This window comes from Terrabacter sp. RAF57 (assembly GCF_052113925.1).
In the GTDB taxonomy this organism is placed as follows: Bacteria; Actinomycetota; Actinomycetes; order Actinomycetales; family Dermatophilaceae; genus Terrabacter.
Map to the genome: position 1 here is coordinate 61,483 of NZ_JBFRDT010000015.1, position 18,748 is coordinate 80,230.

Consider the following 18,748-nt stretch of genomic DNA (forward strand, 5'->3'; position numbering starts at 1 on the left):
TGACAGAGGGACCGGGTCCGCCGGGCTTCGCGGGCCTACCGTCGAGGGAGTACGGGGCCGACCGGTCCCGCGGACGGAGGAGACCCACGTGTTCTCGCCACGCAACCTCATCATCGCCGGAGTCGTGCTCATCGCCGTCGCGCTCGGTGCGTCGGGTCACGGCCTCTGGTGGCTCTTCGGGCTCTTCTGGGTGCTGCCGCACGCCTCCGGTCGCACTCGCGGCCACGCCTGTGGCAGTCGGGCCCGTCGCTCCCACGACCGCGGGCTCCCGCACGACGACCACGCCCCGACGCAGCCGGTCCCGGCGCAGCCCGACCCGACGCAGGACCGGCACGAGGCCTTCCCGGCCCGCTGAGCTCCGTCGGTGATGATGGAGGCATGACGACGCTGCCTCCTGCCGACGAGCTCCTCGCCCGGGCCCACGTCGTCGCCCTGCCGATGCGGGTGCGCTTCCGCGGCGTCGACGTGCGCGAGGCCCTGCTCCTCGAAGGGCCCTCGGGCTGGGGTGAGTTCAGCCCTTTCGTCGAGTACGCCGATCGCGAATCCGCGCGCTGGCTGTCCGCGGCCCTCGAGGCGGCGTATGCCGTGTGGCCCGCTCCCGTGCGCGACGCCGTGGCCGTCAACGCGACCGTGCCGGCCGTCGGCCCCGACCGGGTGCCGGAGGTCCTCGCGCGCTTCGACGGGTGCACGACGGCGAAGGTCAAGGTCGCCGAGCGCGGCCAGACGCTCGACGACGACATCGACCGGGTCGCGGCCGTCCGGTCCGCGATGGGTCCCTCGGCGCGCATCCGGGTCGATGCCAACGGAGGGTGGGACGTCGCGACCGCCACGGCGGCGCTGCGGCGGCTCACGGCATACGACCTGGAGTACGCCGAGCAGCCCTGTGCCAGCGTCGAGGAGCTCGTCGAGCTACGAACCGCCTTGGCACGCAACGGGATCGACGCGCTCATCGCGGCCGACGAGTCGATCCGCAAGGCCGAGGACCCGATCCGTGTGGCCCGGCTCGGTGCCGCGGACCTCGTCGTCGTCAAGGTCGCGCCCCTCGGTGGTGTGGCGTCGGCGCTCGGTGTCGTCGAGGCGTGCGGGCTGCCCGCCGTCGTGTCGTCGGCGCTCGACACGAGCGTCGGCATCGCTGCGGGGGTGGCCCTCGCCGCGGCGCTCCCGTCGCTCGACCACGCCTGCGGCCTCGGCACGGTGGGTCTCTTCGAGCGCGACGTCTCGGCGGACCCGTGGCGTCCGTCGGGCGGTCTCCTGGGGGTCGGTCGTGCCGTGGCCGACCCCGACGCGCTCGCGGACCTCGCGGCTCCGCCTGACCGGCAACAGTGGTGGCGTGACCGGCTCGTGCGCTGCCACACCGTGCTCGCCGAGGTGAGCCCCCGATGATCCAGGCCTGCCTCAACGGTGACCGCACCCGCGGCCAGCACCGCACGGTGCCGCAGACGCCCGACGAGCTCGCCCGCGCCGCGGCCGACGCCGTGGCGGCGGGTGCCTTCATGGTTCACGTGCACCCGCGTGACGAGTCCGGTCGCGAGACGCTCGAGACCCGGCACGTCGTCGACGCCGTCAGCGCCATCCGGGCTGCGACGCCGGGGCTCCGCGTCAGCGTCTCGACGCGCGATGGCATCGTCGACAGCGCCCGCCGCAAGCTCGCCCACGTGTCGGAGTGGCCGTCGCCAGACCTCGGCGGCCCGGACTGTGCGAGCGTCAACTGGCACGAGGAGGGCGCGGTGGACGTCGCGGCAGCCCTGCGCGACAACGGATCCGGCGTCGAGGCGGGGATCTGGACGCCCATGGCGGCCAGCCGCTACGTGGGGACGAACTGGCCCTGGCAGGTCGAGCGGGTGCTCGTCGAGCTCATCCCGGGTATGACCCCCGGCTCCGACGGGCCGTGGGCGGCCGAGCGCATCCTCGCGGCGCTCGGGATGTCGCCGGTGCCGGTCCTCGTGCACGGCGAGGGGCGCTGGACCTGGCGGGTGCTGCGCTGGGCGCAGGCTGCGGGCTACGACGTGCGCATCGGCCTCGAGGACACCGTCCACCTGCCCGACGGGCGGGAGGCGCGTGACAGCGCCGACCTCGTCGCAGCGGCGGTGCGCTCCGAGCCGGGCACGCCGTCCCAGTGGCCGGTCCCCGACGCCCCGGGCTGACCCGACGCCCGTCCGGTCAGCGGTGGGGCGCGACCTGCTGAGCCAGCTCGCGCAGCCAGGCGGCCTCGGCCCGGCGGTCGGCCCGCGAGACGGGGACCTCGAGGACTCTGGTGCCAGAGGGGGACTCGGCGAGCGCCGCGGCAAGCCGACCGAGGTCGTCGACGCGTTCGTATGCCGTGTGGTGCGCAGCACACAACGCCTCGAGGTCGGTGCCGTGCGGGGTCGCGAAGACGCGCTCGAAGGCACTCGCATAGCGACGGTCGCCCTGCTCGAGGGTGCTGAAGATCGCGCCCCCGTCGTCGCTGAGCACGACGAAGGTGAGGTCGGGCCGCCGCTGACCGCGACCCGTGAGCAGGCCGTTCGTGTCGTGGAGGAAGGTCAGGTCGCCGAGGTAGGCGATGCTGCGCGCGGCTCGTGGGCGACCGAGGGCGACGCCGACGGCCGTCGAGACCATGCCGTCGATGCCGGCGAGACCACGGTTGCCGACGACGAAGCGGTGCTCGAGCGGCGTCCACGGTGTGGCCATGACATCGAGGTCGCGGACGGGGTTCGACGAGCCGACGACGAGCGTCGTGTCGGCGGCGACCGCGGCGCCCACGACAGCCGCGACGGCGAGTGGCGACAGGCCGCCGTCCCCGGGGGCTCGTGACGGATCTCCCTCGGGCGCAACGAGTCCCGCGTCGATGAGGGCGCCGAGTCGCTGGTCGGCGTCACGCCAGGCGTCGAACCAGGCCGGGTCGTCGGCGGCCTCGACCCGCGGCACGACGTCGAGCACGCGCGCCACCCGGCCCGGGTCGGTGGCCACGCCGTCACGAGCTCGGACGGAGAGGACCTCGAGGCCCGGGTCGCTGATGAGGCTCGTGACGGGGCGGGACAGGGTTGGGTGGCCGACGACGACGACGCGCTCGACGTCCCCGCGCAGGTCGGTGGTGAGCAGCAGCCGTCCGGTGCGCAGGGCCTGCCGGCCGAGGCGCGCCCCCGAGGTGGGCTCCGCGACGAGCGGCCAGCCCGCGGCCTCGGCGAGCAGGCGTGCGGCCGGTCCGGCGTCGTCACCCGCGACGACGACCGTGCGCGGCCCGAGCGGCAGCACCTCGCCGTCGGTCGGCGCCGACACCGACGGCTCGACGCCCCGTCCGGCCCGGTCCCCGCGCGCACCCTCCGCCGGGGCGGGGTTGTGGCGGGGTTCGGCTGCGGTTTCGTGTCGGAGGTCCGCCGGGGCGGGGTTGTGGCGGGGTTCGGCTCCGGTTTCGTGTCGGAGGTCCGCCGGGGCGGGGTTGTGGTGGGGTTCGGCTGCGGTTTCGTGTCGGAGGTCCGCCGGGGCGGAGTTGGTGAGGTCGGTCGAGGCGAGGAGGGAGGGCGCAGCGGCGTCGTCCCCGGGGCGCTGCCACCACGTGTCGGGGTCGGCGTCCGAGGGCAGCAGGTCGCCGTCGAGCTGGACGTTGAGCTGGGTCGGTCCGGGCCGCGAGCACGCCTGTGCCACGAGGCCAGCCAGCTCGTCGTCGGGCGTGGCCGCCGTCAGGTCGTGGCACGGCGCAAAGGTGCCGAAGATGCCGACCTGGTCGGTCGTCTGGTTGGCGCCCGTTCCGCGCAGGCGTTCGGGCCGATCGGCACTGACGACGACGACCCGGCGCCCCGTGTGGTGCGCCTCCATGACCGCCGGGAGCAGGTTGCCGACGGCAGTGCCCGACGTCGTGACGACGGCGACCGGTCGGCGTGACCCGGTGGCGAGACCGAGCGCGAGGAAGCCCGCGGACCGCTCGTCGACGCGCACGTGCAGGCGCAGGTCGCCGGCCCGGTCGGCCGCGTCGAGGGCGAGGGCGAAGGGTGCCGATCGCGACCCCGGGGCGAGCACGACGTCGCGCACCCCGCCGAGCCACAGCTGCTGGAGCACGTGCAGCGCGACCTCAGGCGCACTCCGACGAGCGGTCACCGTCGCCCCGATCAGTCGCTCGCGAGCGCGTCGCGCATCGGGATGAGCTTGGCGTTGGACTCGGCCACCTCGGACTCGGGGTCGGATCCCGCGACGATGCCGCACCCGGCATACAGCGTGATCTGCGACGGGTTGCCGGGATCGATGGCGCCGCTGCGCAGGGCGATGCCCCACGCGCCGTCGCCACTCGCGTCCATCCAGCCCACCGGGCCGGCGTAGCGCCCCCGGTCCATGTGCTCGAGCTCGCCGATCAGCTCGACCGCGCGGGCCGTGGGGGTCCCGCCGACGGCGGCGGAGGGGTGCAGCGACGCGGCGAGCGTCAGGGCCGAGGCCTCGTCGGCGCTCACGGCGGCGACGTCGGTCGCGAGGTGCATGACGTTGGGCAGGTGCAGCACGAACGGTGCCTCGGGCACGTTCATCGACGAGCAGTGCGGGGCGAGGGCCTCGGCGACGGAGCGCACGGCGTACTCGTGCTCCTCGAGGTCCTTCGACGAGCGGGCGAGCGAGGCCGCGAGGGCGAGGTCCTTGGCGTCGTCGCCGGTGCGGCGGATCGTGCCGGCCAGCACGCGCGAGGTGATGAGTCCCTGGTCGCGGCGCACGAGCAGCTCGGGGGTGGCTCCGACGAGACCGGCCACCGAGAAGACCCACGTGTTCTCGTAGCGCTCGGCGAGGCGACGCAGCAGCCAGCGCGGGTCGATGGGGCCGGAGGCCGTCGCGACGAGGTCGCGGGCGAGGACGACCTTGTCGACCTCACCCGCCCCGATGCGCTGGACGGCGTCGGCGACCGCATGGGCGTAGTCGGCGGGGGACACCTGGCCGTCGGCGAAGGCGACGTCACGAGGAGGCTCGGGATCGCTTGCGACAGAGGGCTTCTCGAGCAGCGTGAGCTGCGGTTCGAGAGAGACCGTGGTGAGCCAGGTCTGCCCGTCCCGACGGCCGACGATCGTCGAGGGGACGACGAGCCGGGCCGCCTCGGCGGAGTCGGAGGCGAAGGGGAAGGAGCCGAAGCACACGAGACCCGTGCCAGGGCGGCCCACCTCGTCGCGCACGACGGCGTGCCGGCTGACCTCGCGCCACCAGGCCTCGGCCTCGCGGAAACGGCTGTCGCCGTGGGCCTCGAACGACAGTGCCGACCCCCAGCCGACGAGGCCCTCGCCTCGGCGCACCCACGAGAGCAGCTCGTCGTGCGGGACGTCGGCGGGGAGGTAGGCCAGCAAGGGGTCCGCGGCCTCGAGGGGCACCGTGCGGACGACGACCGTCGGTCCCGCGGCGGGGGACGGCGCTTCGGGGGCGGGAAGCGTGGACATCGGTGGCAACTCTACGGCCGATCGTGAGCCACCCTGCTCGCGTGGTCGCCGGTGCGACCCGACCCACACCCGTCGTGGGTGCGAGGATGAGCGCATGACCCGTGCGCAGCTGGACAAGAAGCCGGTCGACGTCGCGTCGATGTTCGACACCGTCGCCGAGAAGTACGACGTGACCAACGACGTGCTCTCGCTCGGGCAGGACCGGCTGTGGCGCCGGGCCGTCGTCAAGGCCGTCGACGCCAAGCCGGGGGAGCGCATCCTCGACATCGCGGCGGGCACGGGCACGTCGAGCGAGCCGTGGGCCAACGAGGAGATCGAGGTCGTCCCGGCCGACTTCTCGCTCGGCATGCTGCGGGTCGGTCGCCGGCGTCGCCCGGACATGGCCTTCACGGCCGCCGACGCGATGAGGCTGCCGTTCGCCGACGAGAGCTTCGACGTCGTGACGATGAGCTTCGGGCTGCGCAACGTCGCCGATGCCGAGACCGCGCTGCGCGAGTTCCTCCGCGTCACCAAGCCGGGCGGCCGACTCCTCGTCTGCGAGTTCAGCCAGCCGGTCAACAAGGTCTTCCGCACCGTCTACTCGAACTACCTCATGCGCGCGCTCCCGCCGGTCGCCCGCCGCACGTCGAGCAACCCCGACTCCTACGTCTACCTCGCCGAGTCGATCCGCGCCTGGCCGCCGCAGGGCGAGCTCGCAAGCATCGTCGAGGCGGCCGGCTGGCAGCAGGTGGGCTGGACCAACCTCACCGGCGGCATCGTCGCGCTGCACCACGGCACCAAGCGCTGACCGCCCGCGTGTCGAGAGTTAGGCATGCCTTATCTGACAAGCGCGAAATCGCGGGAATAGACTCCCGAAGTTAGTTCGTGAAGATCTTCACAAGCGGTTCGGAAGCGTGCAGGGAGACATGACCAGTTCGAGCGTCGCGCCCAGCCCCTCGGGGTCTGGTGCTGCACCCGTCGAGCGGGCCGACGTCATCGTCGTCGGTGCCGGTCCGGGCGGCAGCGCGACGGCGGCCTACCTCGCCGACCACGGTCTCGACGTCGTCCTCCTCGAGAAGTCCGCCTTCCCCCGCGACAAGATCTGCGGCGACGGCCTGACCCCTCGCGCGACCAAGGAGCTCATCTCCCTCGGCGTCGACACGACKGGCTGGCAGCGCACCAAGGGCCTGCGCATCAAGGGTGGCGGCCACACGCTGCAGCTCGATTGGCCCGAGTCCGACGCCTTCCCGGGCTACGGCATGGTCCGCACCCGCGCCCAGCTCGACGAGACCCTGGCCCGCCACGCCGAGGCCCGGGGCGCGCGCCTCCACGAGCGCACGAGCGTCTCCACCCCGCTCCGCGACTCCTCGGGTCGCGTCACAGGCGTCACGGCCAAGCGCCTCGACGACGCCGGCCGCGCGACGGGCGAGACCGTCTCCTACCGCGCGCCCGTCGTCGTCGCGAGCGACGGCGTCTCGAGCCGCCTCGCCACCGCCGTCGGCCGACCCAAGCGCGAGGACCGCGTCATGGGCGTGGCCGTCCGCGCCTACTACACGACGCCGAAACGCGACGACTACCTCGAGAGCCACCTCGAGCTGTGGAGCCGCGACGACGACGGCAACCGCATCCTCATGCCCGGCTACGGCTGGCTCTTCCCGCTCGAGGACGGCCGTACCAACGTCGGCCTCGGCACGCTCGACACCACCTCGGCCTTCCAGAAGACCGACTACAAGGACGTCATGCGTCGCTGGGTCGAGGACATCAATCCCGAGTGGCAGCTCGAGCACGACGAGTCGGCCGGTCCGATCCGCGGCGCCGCGCTGCCGATGGGCTTCAACCGCACCCCGCTCTACGCCGACGGCCTGCTCCTCGTCGGCGACTCCGGTGGCATGGTCAACCCCTTCAACGGCGAGGGCATCGACTACGCCCTCGAGGCCGCGCGCCTCGGTGCCGAGCTCGTCGCCCAGGCCATGGCGCGCCCGAGCGACGCTGCGCGCGAACGGGTGCTCGCGGCATACCCCAAGGTCATGAAGGACGAGCTGGGCGGCTACTTCACGCTCGGTCGCTGGTTCGCCCACGCCATCGGCAACCCCGAGGTCATGCGGCTCGCGACGAAGTACGGCCTGCCCCGGAGGAAGCTCATGCCGCTCCTGCTCAAGATCATGGCCAACCTCGCCGACCCCACGAGCAAGGGCGCGAGCGACCGCCTCATCACCACCCTCTCGCGGCTGKCTCCGAGCGCATGAGCCACCCGCCCGTCGGCGCCATTGTGACGCCGAGCACAATCGATGCCGACGCCCCTAGGATGGGTGCGCCGCGCACCTGCGCCCCTGCTTCGCACGTCAAGCACGACCGAAAGGCACGTGACCTCGGATGAACTCCTACGTCCCGATCCTGTTCATGCTGGGGCTCGGCTTCGCGTTCGCCGCGCTGTCGGTCTTCACCTCGCTCGTCGTCGGGCCCAAGCGCTACAACCGCGCCAAGCTCGAGGCGTACGAGTGCGGCATCCAGCCGACGCCCCAGGCGGCCGGCGGTGGCCGCGTGCCGATCAAGTACTACCTGACGGCGATGCTCTTCATCATCTTCGACATCGAGTCCGTCTTCCTCTACCCGTTCGCGGTGGCCTTCAACAAGCTCGGCCTCTTCGCGCTGGTCGAGATGGTCCTGTTCATCCTCACGGTGTTCGTCGCGTACGCCTACGTCTGGCGTCGCGGCGGCCTCGAGTGGGACTGACGCCCGTTGCACACGTGAGCACCCGCACCAGCGGGAACGCGTCCACCGGGTTCGTCAGGAAAGGTTAAGGAGTAAGCAATGGGTCTCGAAGAGAAGCTCCCAGCCGGGTTCCTGCTCTCGACCGTCGAGGGTCTCGCCGGCTACATGCGCAAGGCCTCGATCTGGCCGGCCACGTTCGGCCTCGCGTGCTGCGCCATCGAGATGATGGCCGTGGGCACGCCCGACTACGACATCGCCCGGTTCGGCATGGAGCGCTTCTCGGCGACCCCGCGCCAGGCCGACCTCATGATCGTCGCCGGTCGCGTCAGCCAGAAGATGGCTCCCGTCGTGCGCCAGGTCTACGACCAGATGCCCAACCCCAAGTGGGTCATCTCGATGGGTGTGTGCGCCAGCTCGGGCGGCATGTTCAACAACTACGCGATCGTCCAGGGCGTCGACCACATCATCCCGGTCGACATCTACCTGCCCGGCTGCCCGCCGCGCCCGCAGATGCTGCTCAACGCGATCATCGAGCTGCACCACCAGATCGAGACCTCGCCGCTCGGCGTCAACCGCGAGGAGGCGGCCAAGGCCGCCGAGGTCGCGGCCCTCTCGGCGACGCCGACGCACCAGATGAAGGGTCTGCTCGCATGAGCGACGGCGAGAAGAAGGACGACACGAACGCCGTGAACGCCGACACGACGAAGGACCAGGCCTCCGGCCTGACACCCCACGAGATCGAGCTCGCGCAGCAGCGCACGCCCGCCGAGCCCGAGGTCGTCGGCGTCCGCCACGGCATGTTCGGGGCGACCCAGGGCGCCGACACGACCGGCTACTCCGGCCTCGTCCGCCCGATCCTCGTCGCCGGCGCCTCGGAGCGCCCCTACGGCGGCTACTTCGACGAGATCGCCGACAACCTCGAGCGCGGCCTCGTCGGCGGCACGGCCTCCTACGGCGAGGCCGTCGACCGCGTCGTCGTGGACCGGGGCGAGATGACGATCCACGTCCGCCGCGAGCACCTGCTGGCCGTCGCCCGCGTCCTGCGCGACGACGCGTCGCTGCGCTTCGAGATCGTCACCGGCGTCTCGGGCGTGCACTACCCGAACCGCACCGGCGAGGAGCTGCACGCGGTCTACCACTTCCTGTCGATCACCCACGGCGGCCGGCGGGTCCGCGTCGAGGTCTCGTGCCCCGACGACGACCGCCACATCCCGTCGATCGTCTCCGTCTACCCGGCCAACGACTGGCACGAGCGCGAGACGTGGGACATGTTCGGCATCGAGTTCGACGGCCACCCGGCCCTCACCCGAATCCTCATGCCCGACGACTGGCCGGGCCACCCGCAGCGGAAGGACTACCCCCTCGGCGGCATCCCCGTCGAGTACAAGGGCGCCACCGTCCCGCCGCCGGACCAGCGGAGGTCGTACAACTGATGAGCACGCACACCGAGTTCACCCAGACCGAGGTGCCGGAGCCCGGCGCCAACGACGTCTACGCCACGTCCGTGGCCGACGAGCAGGCCAGCGAGGGCGCCCACGTCTTCAACGCCGCCGGCGGCGACTGGAACGACCTCGTCGACGAGGCCACCTCGCTCGGCGAGGAGCGCATCGTCGTCAACATGGGGCCGCAGCACCCGTCGACGCACGGCGTGCTCCGCCTCATCCTCGAGATCGACGGCGAGACGGTGACCGAGGCCCGCGCGGGCATCGGCTACCTCCACACCGGCATCGAGAAGAACATGGAGTACCGCACCTGGGTGCAGGGCGTCACGTTCTGCACGCGCATGGACTACCTCACGCCCATGTTCCAGGAGGCGGCCTACTGCCTCGCCATCGAGAAGCTCCTCGGCATCACGGACCAGATCCCCGAGCGGGCCAACGTCATCCGCGTGCTCATGATGGAGATGACGCGCATCAGCAGCCACCTCATCTGCCTCGGCACCGGTGGCATGGAGATGGGCGCGACGACGGTCATGACCGTCGCCTTCCGCGAGCGCGAGCGACTGCTCCGCGTCATCGAGATGATCACGGGCCTGCGCATGAACAACGCCTACATCCGCCCCGGCGGTGTGGCGCAGGACCTGCCGCCCGGCGCCATCGACGCGCTCCGCGAGATGGTCCCCGAGGTGCGCCGTGGTCTCGGCGAGCTCGAGGCGCTGCTCAACGAGAACCCCATCCTCAAGGGCCGCACCGTCGACGTCGGCGTGCTCAACCTCGCCGGCTGCATGGCGCTCGGCATCACCGGCCCGGTGCTCCGCTCGACCGGCCTGCCGCACGACCTGCGCAAGCTCGACCCCTACTGCGGCTACGAGACCTACGACTTCGAGATCAAGACCCGCACGAGCCAGGACGCCTACGGCCGTCTCCGGATCCGCATCGACGAGATGTACGAGTCGCTGAAGATCATCGAGCAGGCGACCGACCGCCTCCAGGCGAACGAGGGCCCGGTCATGGTGGCCGACAAGAAGATCGCGTGGCCCGCGCAGCTCGCGCTCGGCAGCGACGGTCTCGGCAACAGCCTCGACCACATCCGCGAGATCATGGGCACCTCGATGGAGTCCCTGATCCACCACTTCAAGCTCGTCACCGAGGGCTTCCGGGTGCCGGCGGGACAGGCCTACGTCGGCATCGAGTCGCCGAAGGGCGAGCTCGGCTGCCACGTCGTCTCCGACGGGGGCACCCGCCCCTACCGCGCGCACTTCCGCGACCCGAGCTTCAACAACCTGCAGGCCGTGGCCGCGATGTGCGAAGGCAGCCAGATCGCCGACGTCATCGTCGCCGTGGCCTCGATCGACCCCGTCATGGGAGGTGTGGACCGTTGAGCGGTCACGACGCTTCAGGCCACCTGCACGTCAGCCCCGAGTCCAAGGCGCCGTATGCCGCCGACGTCCTCGAGAAGCTGCACGTCGACGCCGCCGAGGTCATCTCGCGCTACCCGCAGAAGCGCTCGGCGCTGCTGCCGCTGCTGCACCTCGTGCAGTCGGTCGACGGCTACGTCGCGGGCCGCGGCGTGAGCTTCTGCGCGGAGGTGCTCGACCTCACCGAGGCCGAGGTGAGCGGTGTCGCCACCTTCTACACGCAGTACAAGCGCCACCCCAACGGTGACTACACCGTCGGCGTCTGCACCAACACGCTGTGCGCGGTCATGGGCGGCGACCTCATCTTCGACCGGCTCTCCGAGCACCTCGGCATCGGCCACGACGAGACGACCGACGACGGCAGGATCACCCTCGAGCGCGTCGAGTGCAACGCCGCGTGCGACTACGCGCCGGTCGTCATGGCCAACTGGGAGTTCTTCGACAACCAGACGCCGGAGAGCACGATCGGGCTCGTCGAGGACCTTCGCGCCGGCAAGGACGTCGCCCCGACGCGCGGCGCCGCCAAGGTCTGCACGTTCAAGGAGGTCTCGCGGGTCCTCGCGGGCTTCGAGGACGGCCGCGCCGACGAGGGCGTGGGCGCCGGTCCGGCGTCCCTGCTCGGTCTCAAGATCGCCAACGACCGCGGCTGGGTCGCCCCTGGTGCCAACAGCAGCAACGGCTCGCACTCGTCGCAGCCCGACGGGAAGGACGGATCGCAGTGACCGACACCCTGACCCCGATCCTCACGAAGTTCTGGGACGACCCGCAGTCCTGGACCCTCGCGACCTACGAGCGCCACGACGGCTACAAGGCCCTGACCAAGGCGCTCGACATGGAGCCGCAGGCGATCATCGACGCCGTCAAGGACTCCAGCATCCGTGGTCGTGGTGGTGCCGGCTTCCCGACCGGCATGAAGTGGTCGTTCATGGCGCCGCCCGACGGCGGCCCGCGCTACCTCGTCGTCAACGCCGACGAGTCGGAGCCGGGCACGTGCAAGGACGTGCCGCTCATGATGGCCAACCCGCACGCGCTCATCGAGGGGGTGGCCATCTCCTCGTACGCCATCGGCTGCGAGCACGCGTTCATCTACCTCCGCGGTGAGGTCGTCCACGTCTACCGCCGCCTGCTGCGCGCCGTCGAGGAGGCCCGTGCCGCGGGCTACCTCGGCGACAACGTCGGTGGCAAGGGCGTCAAGGTCGACATCACCGTGCACGCCGGCGCCGGCGCCTACATCTGCGGCGAGGAGACGGCGCTGCTCGACTCGCTCGAGGGCCGCCGTGGCCAGCCGCGCCTCAAGCCGCCGTTCCCCGGTGCCGCCGGTCTCTACGCCCGCCCGACGTCGGTCAACAACGTCGAGTCCATCGCCTCGGTGCCCGGGATCATCCTCGAGGGCTCCGACTGGTTCAAGGGCATGGGCACCGAGAAGTCCACGGGCTTCGGCATCTTCAGCCTCTCGGGCCACGTCGCCAACCCGGGCCAGTTCGAGGCCCCGCTCGGCATCACGATGCGCGAGCTCATCGACCTCGCCGGCGGCATGCGTGGCGGCAAGAAGCTGAAGTTCTGGACGCCGGGTGGCAGCTCGACGCCGATCTTCACCGACCAGCACCTCGACGTGCCCCTCGACTTCGACTCGGTCGCCGCGGCCGGCTCGATGCTCGGCACGCGTGCCCTGCAGGTCTTCGACGAGACCGTGTCGGTCGTGCGCGCCGTCGCGCGCTGGACCGACTTCTACGCCCACGAGTCCTGCGGCAAGTGCACGCCGTGCCGCGAGGGCACGTGGTGGCTGCGCCAGATCATGAACCGCATCGAGAACGGCCAGGGCACGCAGGACGACATCGACAAGCTCGTCGACATCTGCGACAACATCCTCGGCCGCAGCTTCTGCGCCCTCGGGGACGCGGCCACGAGCCCGATCACCTCGGCCGTGCAGTACTTCCGCGAGGAGTTCGAGGCCGGCATGCACACGCCGGCCCACGAGCTCTTCCCGCCCGAGAAGTCGGTCCTCTTCGACGTCCAGACCAAGGAGTCCAGCGGGATGGTGTCCGCATGACCGCCACGACGGAGACGAAGGCGCCCACGGCGCCCGACCACGTCAGCCTGATGATCGACGGCGTGCCCGTCAGCGTCCCCAAGGGCACGCTCGTCATCCGCGCCGCCGAGACGATCGGCGTCGAGATCCCGCGCTTCTGCGACCACCCGCTGCTCGACCCCGTCGGGGCGTGCCGCCAGTGCCTCGTCGACGTCGCGATGCCCGACCGCGAGGGCAACGTCCGCCCCATGCCGAAGCCGCAGGCCTCGTGCACGATGACGGTGTCCGAGGGCATGGTCGTCAACACGCAGGCCACGTCCAAGGTCGCCGACAAGGCGCAGCAGGGCGTCATGGAGCTGCTCCTCATCAACCACCCGCTCGACTGCCCGGTCTGCGACAAGGGCGGCGAGTGCCCCCTGCAGAACCAGGCGATGAGCGCCGGCCGCCCGGTGTCGCGCTTCGACGACGTCAAGCGCACCTACCCCAAGCCGGTCAACATCTCCTCGCAGGTCCTGCTCGACCGCGAGCGCTGCGTGCTCTGCGCCCGCTGCACCCGCTTCTCCGACCAGGTCGCCGGTGACCCGTTCATCGCGCTCGTCGAGCGTGGTGCGCTCCAGCAGATCGGCATCTACGAGGAGAAGCCGTTCGAGAGCTACTTCTCGGGCAACACCGTCCAGATCTGCCCGGTCGGCGCGCTGACCGGTGCGGCCTACCGCTTCCGCAGCCGCCCGTTCGACCTCGTGTCGACGCCGTCGGTCTGCGAGCACTGCGCGAGCGGCTGCGCGACCCGCACCGACCACCGCCGCGGCGTCGTGCTGCGCCGGATGGCGGCCGAGGACCAGGCCGTCAACGAGGAGTGGAACTGCGACAAGGGCCGCTGGGCGTTCACGTACGCCACGCTGCCCGACCGCGTCGAGCTGCCCATGGTCCGTGACGCCGACGGCGAACTGCAGGTGGTCGGCTGGCCCGAGGCCCTCGCCGCAGCCGCGGCCGGTCTCGCCGGCACCACGGCCGGCGTGCTCGTCGGTGGACGCGTGTCCGCCGAGGACGCCTACGCGTACGGCAAGTTCGCGCGCGTCGTGCTCGGCACCAACGACGTCGACTTCCGGGCGCGACCGCACTCGGCCGAGGAGGTCGCCTTCCTCGCCGAGCACGTCGCCGCCACGGGACCCGATGGCGGCGCCGTCACGTATGCCGACCTCGAGGCGGCCAAGGCCGTCCTGCTCGTGGGCTTCGAGCCCGAGGACGAGAGCCCCATCGTGTTCCTTCGCCTGCGCAAGGCGTTCCGCAAGCACCAGACGCAGGTGTATGCCGTCGCGTCCCACCCGACGCGCGGCCTGACCAAGGTGGGCGGCACGCTGCTGCCGACCGTCCCCGGCCACGAGGCCTCGGCCCTGACCGACCTCGGCTCGACCGAGCTCGGCGCGAAGGCTCGCGAGGCCCTCGGTGCCGGCGGCGTCGTGCTCGTCGGTGAGCGCCTCGCCACCTCGCCCGGTGCCCTGCGCGCCGCGGCCGACCTCGCCGCCGCCACCGGTGCCCGCCTCGCGTGGGTGCCGCGTCGGGCGGGGGAGCGCGGTGCCCTCGAGGCCGGTGCGCTCGGTGCGCTCCTGCCCGGCGGACGCCCGGTCTCCGACGCCTCGGCGCGCGCCGAGGTCGCCCGCGTGTGGGACGTCGACCAGGTCCCGGCCACCCCGGCCCGCGACACGGCCGGCATCCTCGCGGCCGCTGCGGCCGGCGACATCGCGGCCCTCGTCGTCGGTGGTGTCGACCCGTCCGACCTCGGTGACCCGGCCGCCACCGCGGCGCTCGAGAAGGCCTTCGTCGTCTCGCTCGAGCTGCGCGAGTCGCCGGTCACGGCCGTCGCCGACGTCGTGCTGCCCGTCGCCTCGCAGTCCGAGAAGACCGGCACCTACGTCAACTGGGAAGGCCGCGTCCGCGCCTTCGAGGAGGCCCTCGAGACCAACGCGGTCAGCGACCACCGCGCCCTCGACATGCTCGCGAGCGAGATGGGCGTCTTCCTCGAGACCCGCACCCAGCGCGAGATCCACGCCCAGTTCGAGGCGCTCGGCCCGTGGGGTGGCGCCCGTGCCACGAGCGCCCCCGACGGCCAGCGCGTCGCGACCGCCCCCGACGGCAGCGGCGACTTCGTCCTGTCGAGCTGGGCCACGCTCCTCGACGCCGGCCGCATGCAGGACGGCGAGCCGTTCCTCGCCGGCACCGCACCGCTCGCCGTGGCCCGTCTGTCCGAGGCCTCGGCCGCCGGGCTCGGGCTCGTCGAGGGCGACCACGTCACGGTCTCCGGCCCGGCCGGCAGCGTCACGCTGCCCGCCGTCGTCACCGGGGGGATGGTCGACGGCGTCGTCTGGCTCCCGACCAACTCGCGTTCCACCAGCGACTCGACCCACGAGGACTGCTCGATCCGCTCGGGCCTCGGTACCGACGCCGGTGGCCGCGTCCACGTCACGAAGGGTGGTGCGGCATGAGCCTCGGCCTGACCGCATACGGGGTGGCAGCCACGCTGCCCGTGTCCGAGAACCCCACGGCCGACTTCAGCGACACCCCGTGGTGGGTGGCCCTGATCAAGGCCGTCGGCATCTTCGTCTACCTGCTCGTCTCGACGCTGCTCGTCATCTGGTTCGAGCGCCGCGTCATCGGCCGCATGCAGCAGCGCCCGGGCCCGAACCGCAACGGTCCCTTCGGTCTGCTCCAGACGCTCGCCGACGGCATGAAGTCGATGCTCAAGGAAGACATCACGCCGGCCAACGCCGAGAAGCTCATCTACACCCTCGCGCCGCTGCTCGCCGCGACGATGGCCTTCGTGTCGTTCGCGATCATCCCGGTCGGCGGCACCGTCTCGATGTTCGGCCACGAGACGCCGCTGCAGGTCACCGACGTCCCCGTCGCCGTGCTGCTCGTGCTCGCCGTCGCCTCGGTCGGCGTCTACGGCATCATCCTCGCCGGGTGGAGCTCCGGCTCGACCTACCCGCTGCTCGGTGGCCTGCGCTCGACCGCCCAGGTCATCAGCTACGAGATCGCCATGGGACTCTCGCTCGTCGCGATCTTCCTCTACAGCGGTTCCATGTCGACCTCTGCGATCGTCTCGGCGCAGAGCTCGCTCTGGTACATCCTTCCGGCGTTCTTCAGCTTCGCCGTCTACGTCATCACCATGGTCGGCGAGACCAATCGCCTGCCCTTCGACCTCGCCGAGGGCGAGGGCGAGCTGACCGGTGGCTTCCACACCGAGTACTCCTCGATGCGCTTCGCGATGTTCTTCCTCGGCGAGTACGTCAACATGTTCACCGTCTCGGCCCTGGCCACCACGCTCTTCCTCGGTGGCTGGCAGGCCCCGCCGTTCATCTCCGCGATCAACGACAACATGTTCGGCGGCGGCTGGTGGGGCCTGCTGTGGTTCACCGCCAAGCTGTGGCTGTTCATGTTCATGTTCGTCTGGCTGCGTGGCTCGCTGCCGCGTGTCCGCTACGACCAGTTCATGCGCTTCGGCTGGAAGTTCCTCATCCCGATCACCCTGGCCTGGGTCGTGGCCGTCGCCTTCATCCGCGGCGCGCAGCTCGGCTTCCTCGGTGACAGCAAGCTGACCTTCGCCGGGCGCGAGCTGTCCGTCGCGACCGTCGTCATCGTCAGCATCGTCGCCGTCATCGCCCTCGCCGCGGCGTGGATCTGGGACGACAAGCGCGCCGCCCGTRCCGCCGCCGAGGACGTGACCCCGCCGGAGGAGATCGACCCCTTCGAGGACGGCTACCCCGTCCCGCCGCTGCCGGGTCAGCGCCTCAACGAGCCGACCCGGTCGGGCCACCAGCTGGCGGCGTCCCGCGAGCCCGTGCTGACGACCGCCGGCACCTCGAGCACCCCGACCGCCGTCAAGGAGGAGGACCATGGCTGACGACACCGTCGGCAAGGACGTGTCACCCCAGAGCCCCGGCAGGGGCTCGGAGGTCGGCGCGCCCCGTGACCAGCGACCCGGCCAGGACGACCGCAGCAAGGGCTTCCTGTCCGAGCTCTTCGCGCCGGTGGCCGGTTTCGGGGTGTCGTTCTCCACGATGTTCCGCAAGGTCGCGACCGAGGAGTACCCCGAGAAGCCGCGCCCCACGGCGCCGCGCTTCCACGGTCGCCACCAGCTCAACCGCTACCCGGACGGCCTCGAGAAGTGCATCGGCTGCGAGCTGTGCGCGTGGGCCTGCCCGGCCGACGCGATCCTCGTCGAGGGTGCCGACAACGACGACACCCCGCTCGACCAGGGTGGCAAGGGCCGCTTCAGCCCGGGCGAGCGCTACGGCCGCGTCTACCAGATCAACTACCTGCGCTGCATCTTCTGCGGCCTGTGCATCGAGGCGTGCCCGACGCGCGCCCTGACGATGACGAACTTCTACGAGCTCGCCGACAACGACCGCGGCAAGCTGATCTTCACCAAGGACCAGCTGCTCGCCCCGCTCCAGAGCGGCATGCTCCAGACGCCGTTCCCGATGTCCGACGGGCTCGAGGAGCGCGACTACTACCAGGGCAAGGTGAGCGAGCCGACCGCCGCGCAGCGCGCCTACGTCGACGCCCGCGACGCGGCCGACGACGAGGACGACGCGTATGCGGGTGGGCCCGGCAACGTCGGGGCCGCGGTGCCTGGGGCCCACGACATCGTGCACTCCAGCCACCCGACCGCAGCAGAGACCAGGGAAGGGGCCAACCCGTGACCTCCACCGCCGAAGCCGTCGGCTTCTGGCTGCTCGCCCCGATCGCGGTCCTCGCCGCGCTGGGCCTGCTCTTCGCCAAGAAGGCCGTCCACGCCGCCCTCGGCATGGCCCTGGTCATGTGCATCCTCGGCGTCTTCTACATCATGCAGAAGGCCGACTTCCTCGGGATCGTGCAGATCTTCGTCTACACCGGCGCCGTGATGATGCTCTTCCTCTTCGTCCTCATGCTCGTCGGCGTCGACTCGTCCGACTCGATCGTCGAGACGATCAAGGGTCAGCGCTGGGCCTCGCTGCTGCTCGTCATCGGTCTCGCCGGCATCCTCGTCTTCTCGCTGGGCCGCGTCGTCATGGACGAGCAGACGGTGCAGGCCGGGATGGACAAGCTCGTCGCGTCCAACGCCGAGACCGGCAACGTGACGGGCCTCGCCGAACTGATCTTCGGCCAGTACGTCTGGATCTTCGAGGTCACCTCGGCCCTGCTCATCACGGCCGCCCTCGGCGCCATGGTGCTCGCGCACCGCGAGCGCCTGACGCCGCGCATCACGCAGGCCGAGTGGGCCGCCAAGCGCGTCCGCGACAACAAGAACGTCGCGGGCCTGCCCGCGCCGGGTGTCTACGCCCGCCACAACGCGGTCGACACCCCGGCGCTGCTGCCCGACGGCACGCCGAGCGACCTGTCCGTCTCGCGCGTCCTCGTGGCCCGTGACCAGGTCGCGACGACCGACGGTTTCAAGGACGTCGAGCGCCACATGGAGCGCGAGATCGAGGAGGGTCGGTCCAAGTGAGCCCGATGCACTACGTCTACCTCTCGGTGCTGCTCTTCGCCATCGGCGCGGCTGCAGTGCTGGTCCGACGCAACGCGATCATCGTCTTCATGGGCGTCGAGCTCATGCTCAACGCGACGAACCTCGCCCTCGTCACCTTCTCCCGGATGCACGGCGCCCTCGACGGGCAGGTCATGGCCCTGTTCGTCATGGTCGTCGCAGCCGCGGAGGTCGTCGTGGGACTCGCCATCATCATGGCGATCTTCCGCGCCCGCCGCTCGGCCTCGGTCGACGACGCCAACCTGCTGAAGCTGTAAGGAGCG

18 protein-coding genes are annotated in these 18,748 nt (G+C 71.4%); 16 read left to right on the forward strand and 2 right to left on the reverse strand.

The features are described from left to right. Positions 1 to 88 precede the first annotated feature (88 nt). The 3 genes from AB4Y83_RS16770 to AB4Y83_RS16780 are packed head-to-tail and all read left to right on the forward strand — an operon-like array spanning position 89 to position 2,144. Positions 89 to 355: a hypothetical protein gene (locus tag AB4Y83_RS16770; protein ID WP_442276197.1), complete on the forward strand. Its 267-nt coding sequence runs from the start codon at positions 89 to 91 to the stop codon at positions 353 to 355. A gap of 23 nt (positions 356 to 378) precedes the next feature. Then, positions 379 to 1,383 carry an o-succinylbenzoate synthase gene (locus AB4Y83_RS16775; protein WP_442297565.1) on the forward strand — a complete coding sequence of 335 codons (1,005 nt, stop codon included), beginning with the start codon at positions 379 to 381 and terminating at the stop codon, positions 1,381 to 1,383. Then, positions 1,380 to 2,144, forward strand: coding sequence for a 3-keto-5-aminohexanoate cleavage protein (locus tag AB4Y83_RS16780; protein WP_442297566.1), 765 nt, complete (start codon positions 1,380 to 1,382; stop codon positions 2,142 to 2,144). The genes AB4Y83_RS16775 and AB4Y83_RS16780 overlap by 4 nt, the downstream gene beginning before the upstream one ends. A 16-nt stretch (positions 2,145 to 2,160) precedes the next feature. On the opposite strand, the gene menD is transcribed toward AB4Y83_RS16780, so the two are convergent. Together menD and AB4Y83_RS16790 are read right to left on the reverse strand one after the other, a co-directional pair. Beyond that, positions 2,161 to 4,074, reverse strand: coding sequence for a 2-succinyl-5-enolpyruvyl-6-hydroxy-3-cyclohexene-1-carboxylate synthase (gene menD / locus AB4Y83_RS16785; protein WP_442297567.1), 1,914 nt, complete (start codon positions 4,072 to 4,074; stop codon positions 2,161 to 2,163). Between the two features lie 11 nt (positions 4,075 to 4,085). Further along, a complete protein-coding gene (locus AB4Y83_RS16790; protein ID WP_442276201.1) occupies positions 4,086 to 5,381 on the reverse strand; it encodes an isochorismate synthase in 1,296 nt (431 codons plus the stop codon). A 94-nt stretch (positions 5,382 to 5,475) separates the two neighbouring features. Between AB4Y83_RS16790 and AB4Y83_RS16795 the strand changes: the two genes are divergently transcribed. The 13 genes from AB4Y83_RS16795 (at position 5,476) to nuoK (ending at position 18,742) form a co-directional block, all read left to right on the forward strand. Next, positions 5,476 to 6,168 (forward strand): demethylmenaquinone methyltransferase, encoded by a 693-nt coding sequence (locus tag AB4Y83_RS16795; protein WP_442276202.1) that lies wholly within the window; start codon positions 5,476 to 5,478, stop codon positions 6,166 to 6,168. 118 nt (positions 6,169 to 6,286) lie between these two features. Next, positions 6,287 to 7,606, forward strand: a complete 1,320-nt coding sequence (locus tag AB4Y83_RS16800) for a geranylgeranyl reductase family protein (RefSeq protein ID WP_442297568.1) — start codon at positions 6,287 to 6,289, stop codon at positions 7,604 to 7,606. A gap of 127 nt (positions 7,607 to 7,733) precedes the next feature. Then, positions 7,734 to 8,093 carry an NADH-quinone oxidoreductase subunit A gene (locus AB4Y83_RS16805; RefSeq protein ID WP_020145018.1) on the forward strand — a complete coding sequence of 120 codons (360 nt, stop codon included), beginning with the start codon at positions 7,734 to 7,736 and terminating at the stop codon, positions 8,091 to 8,093. 78 nt (positions 8,094 to 8,171) lie between these two features. Further along, positions 8,172 to 8,726, forward strand: a complete 555-nt coding sequence (locus tag AB4Y83_RS16810) for a NuoB/complex I 20 kDa subunit family protein (RefSeq protein ID WP_056826380.1) — start codon at positions 8,172 to 8,174, stop codon at positions 8,724 to 8,726. After that, positions 8,723 to 9,505, forward strand: coding sequence for an NADH-quinone oxidoreductase subunit C (locus tag AB4Y83_RS16815; protein ID WP_442276204.1), 783 nt, complete (start codon positions 8,723 to 8,725; stop codon positions 9,503 to 9,505). The genes AB4Y83_RS16810 and AB4Y83_RS16815 overlap by 4 nt, the downstream gene beginning before the upstream one ends. Beyond that, positions 9,505 to 10,893 (forward strand): NADH-quinone oxidoreductase subunit D, encoded by a 1,389-nt coding sequence (locus tag AB4Y83_RS16820; RefSeq protein WP_442276205.1) that lies wholly within the window; start codon positions 9,505 to 9,507, stop codon positions 10,891 to 10,893. The genes AB4Y83_RS16815 and AB4Y83_RS16820 overlap by 1 nt, the downstream gene beginning before the upstream one ends. Next, the gene (gene nuoE, locus AB4Y83_RS16825; RefSeq protein ID WP_056781529.1) at positions 10,890 to 11,651 is read left to right on the forward strand and encodes an NADH-quinone oxidoreductase subunit NuoE; all 762 of its coding nucleotides are present in this window, start codon (positions 10,890 to 10,892) and stop codon (positions 11,649 to 11,651) included. Before AB4Y83_RS16820 ends, nuoE begins: the two co-directional genes overlap by 4 nt. Next, complete coding sequence (gene nuoF, locus AB4Y83_RS16830; protein ID WP_056781526.1) at positions 11,648 to 12,979, forward strand: NADH-quinone oxidoreductase subunit NuoF; 1,332 nt, start codon at positions 11,648 to 11,650, stop codon at positions 12,977 to 12,979. The genes nuoE and nuoF overlap by 4 nt, the downstream gene beginning before the upstream one ends. Beyond that, positions 12,976 to 15,441: an NADH-quinone oxidoreductase subunit G gene (locus AB4Y83_RS16835; protein WP_442297569.1), complete on the forward strand. Its 2,466-nt coding sequence runs from the start codon at positions 12,976 to 12,978 to the stop codon at positions 15,439 to 15,441. The genes nuoF and AB4Y83_RS16835 overlap by 4 nt, the downstream gene beginning before the upstream one ends. Continuing rightward, positions 15,438 to 16,859: an NADH-quinone oxidoreductase subunit NuoH gene (gene nuoH, locus AB4Y83_RS16840; protein WP_442297570.1), complete on the forward strand. Its 1,422-nt coding sequence runs from the start codon at positions 15,438 to 15,440 to the stop codon at positions 16,857 to 16,859. The genes AB4Y83_RS16835 and nuoH overlap by 4 nt, the downstream gene beginning before the upstream one ends. Further along, positions 16,852 to 17,661, forward strand: a complete 810-nt coding sequence (gene nuoI, locus AB4Y83_RS16845; protein ID WP_442276208.1) for an NADH-quinone oxidoreductase subunit NuoI — start codon at positions 16,852 to 16,854, stop codon at positions 17,659 to 17,661. The genes nuoH and nuoI overlap by 8 nt, the downstream gene beginning before the upstream one ends. Further along, a complete protein-coding gene (locus tag AB4Y83_RS16850; RefSeq protein WP_442276209.1) occupies positions 17,658 to 18,446 on the forward strand; it encodes an NADH-quinone oxidoreductase subunit J in 789 nt (262 codons plus the stop codon). The genes nuoI and AB4Y83_RS16850 overlap by 4 nt, the downstream gene beginning before the upstream one ends. Further along, a complete protein-coding gene (gene nuoK, locus AB4Y83_RS16855) occupies positions 18,443 to 18,742 on the forward strand; it encodes an NADH-quinone oxidoreductase subunit NuoK (RefSeq protein ID WP_020145008.1) in 300 nt (99 codons plus the stop codon). Before AB4Y83_RS16850 ends, nuoK begins: the two co-directional genes overlap by 4 nt. The last annotated feature ends 6 nt before the right edge of the window (positions 18,743 to 18,748 follow it).

Excerpts from the sequence above, each read along its gene's own strand:
- AB4Y83_RS16835 (WP_442297569.1), top strand. The coding sequence starts at position 12,976 with ATGACCGCCACGACGGAGACGAAGGCGCCCACGGCGCCCGACCACGTC.
- AB4Y83_RS16810 (WP_056826380.1), top strand. The coding sequence starts at position 8,172 with ATGGGTCTCGAAGAGAAGCTCCCAGCCGGGTTCCTGCTCTCGACCGTC.
- AB4Y83_RS16795 (WP_442276202.1), top strand. The coding sequence starts at position 5,476 with ATGACCCGTGCGCAGCTGGACAAGAAGCCGGTCGACGTCGCGTCGATG.
- nuoI (WP_442276208.1), top strand. The coding sequence starts at position 16,852 with ATGGCTGACGACACCGTCGGCAAGGACGTGTCACCCCAGAGCCCCGGC.
- AB4Y83_RS16820 (WP_442276205.1), top strand. The coding sequence starts at position 9,505 with ATGAGCACGCACACCGAGTTCACCCAGACCGAGGTGCCGGAGCCCGGC.
- AB4Y83_RS16780 (WP_442297566.1), top strand. The coding sequence starts at position 1,380 with ATGATCCAGGCCTGCCTCAACGGTGACCGCACCCGCGGCCAGCACCGC.
- AB4Y83_RS16805 (WP_020145018.1), top strand. The coding sequence starts at position 7,734 with ATGAACTCCTACGTCCCGATCCTGTTCATGCTGGGGCTCGGCTTCGCG.
- AB4Y83_RS16815 (WP_442276204.1), top strand. The coding sequence starts at position 8,723 with ATGAGCGACGGCGAGAAGAAGGACGACACGAACGCCGTGAACGCCGAC.
- AB4Y83_RS16775 (WP_442297565.1), top strand. The coding sequence starts at position 379 with ATGACGACGCTGCCTCCTGCCGACGAGCTCCTCGCCCGGGCCCACGTC.
- AB4Y83_RS16790 (WP_442276201.1), bottom strand. The coding sequence starts at position 5,381 with ATGTCCACGCTTCCCGCCCCCGAAGCGCCGTCCCCCGCCGCGGGACCG.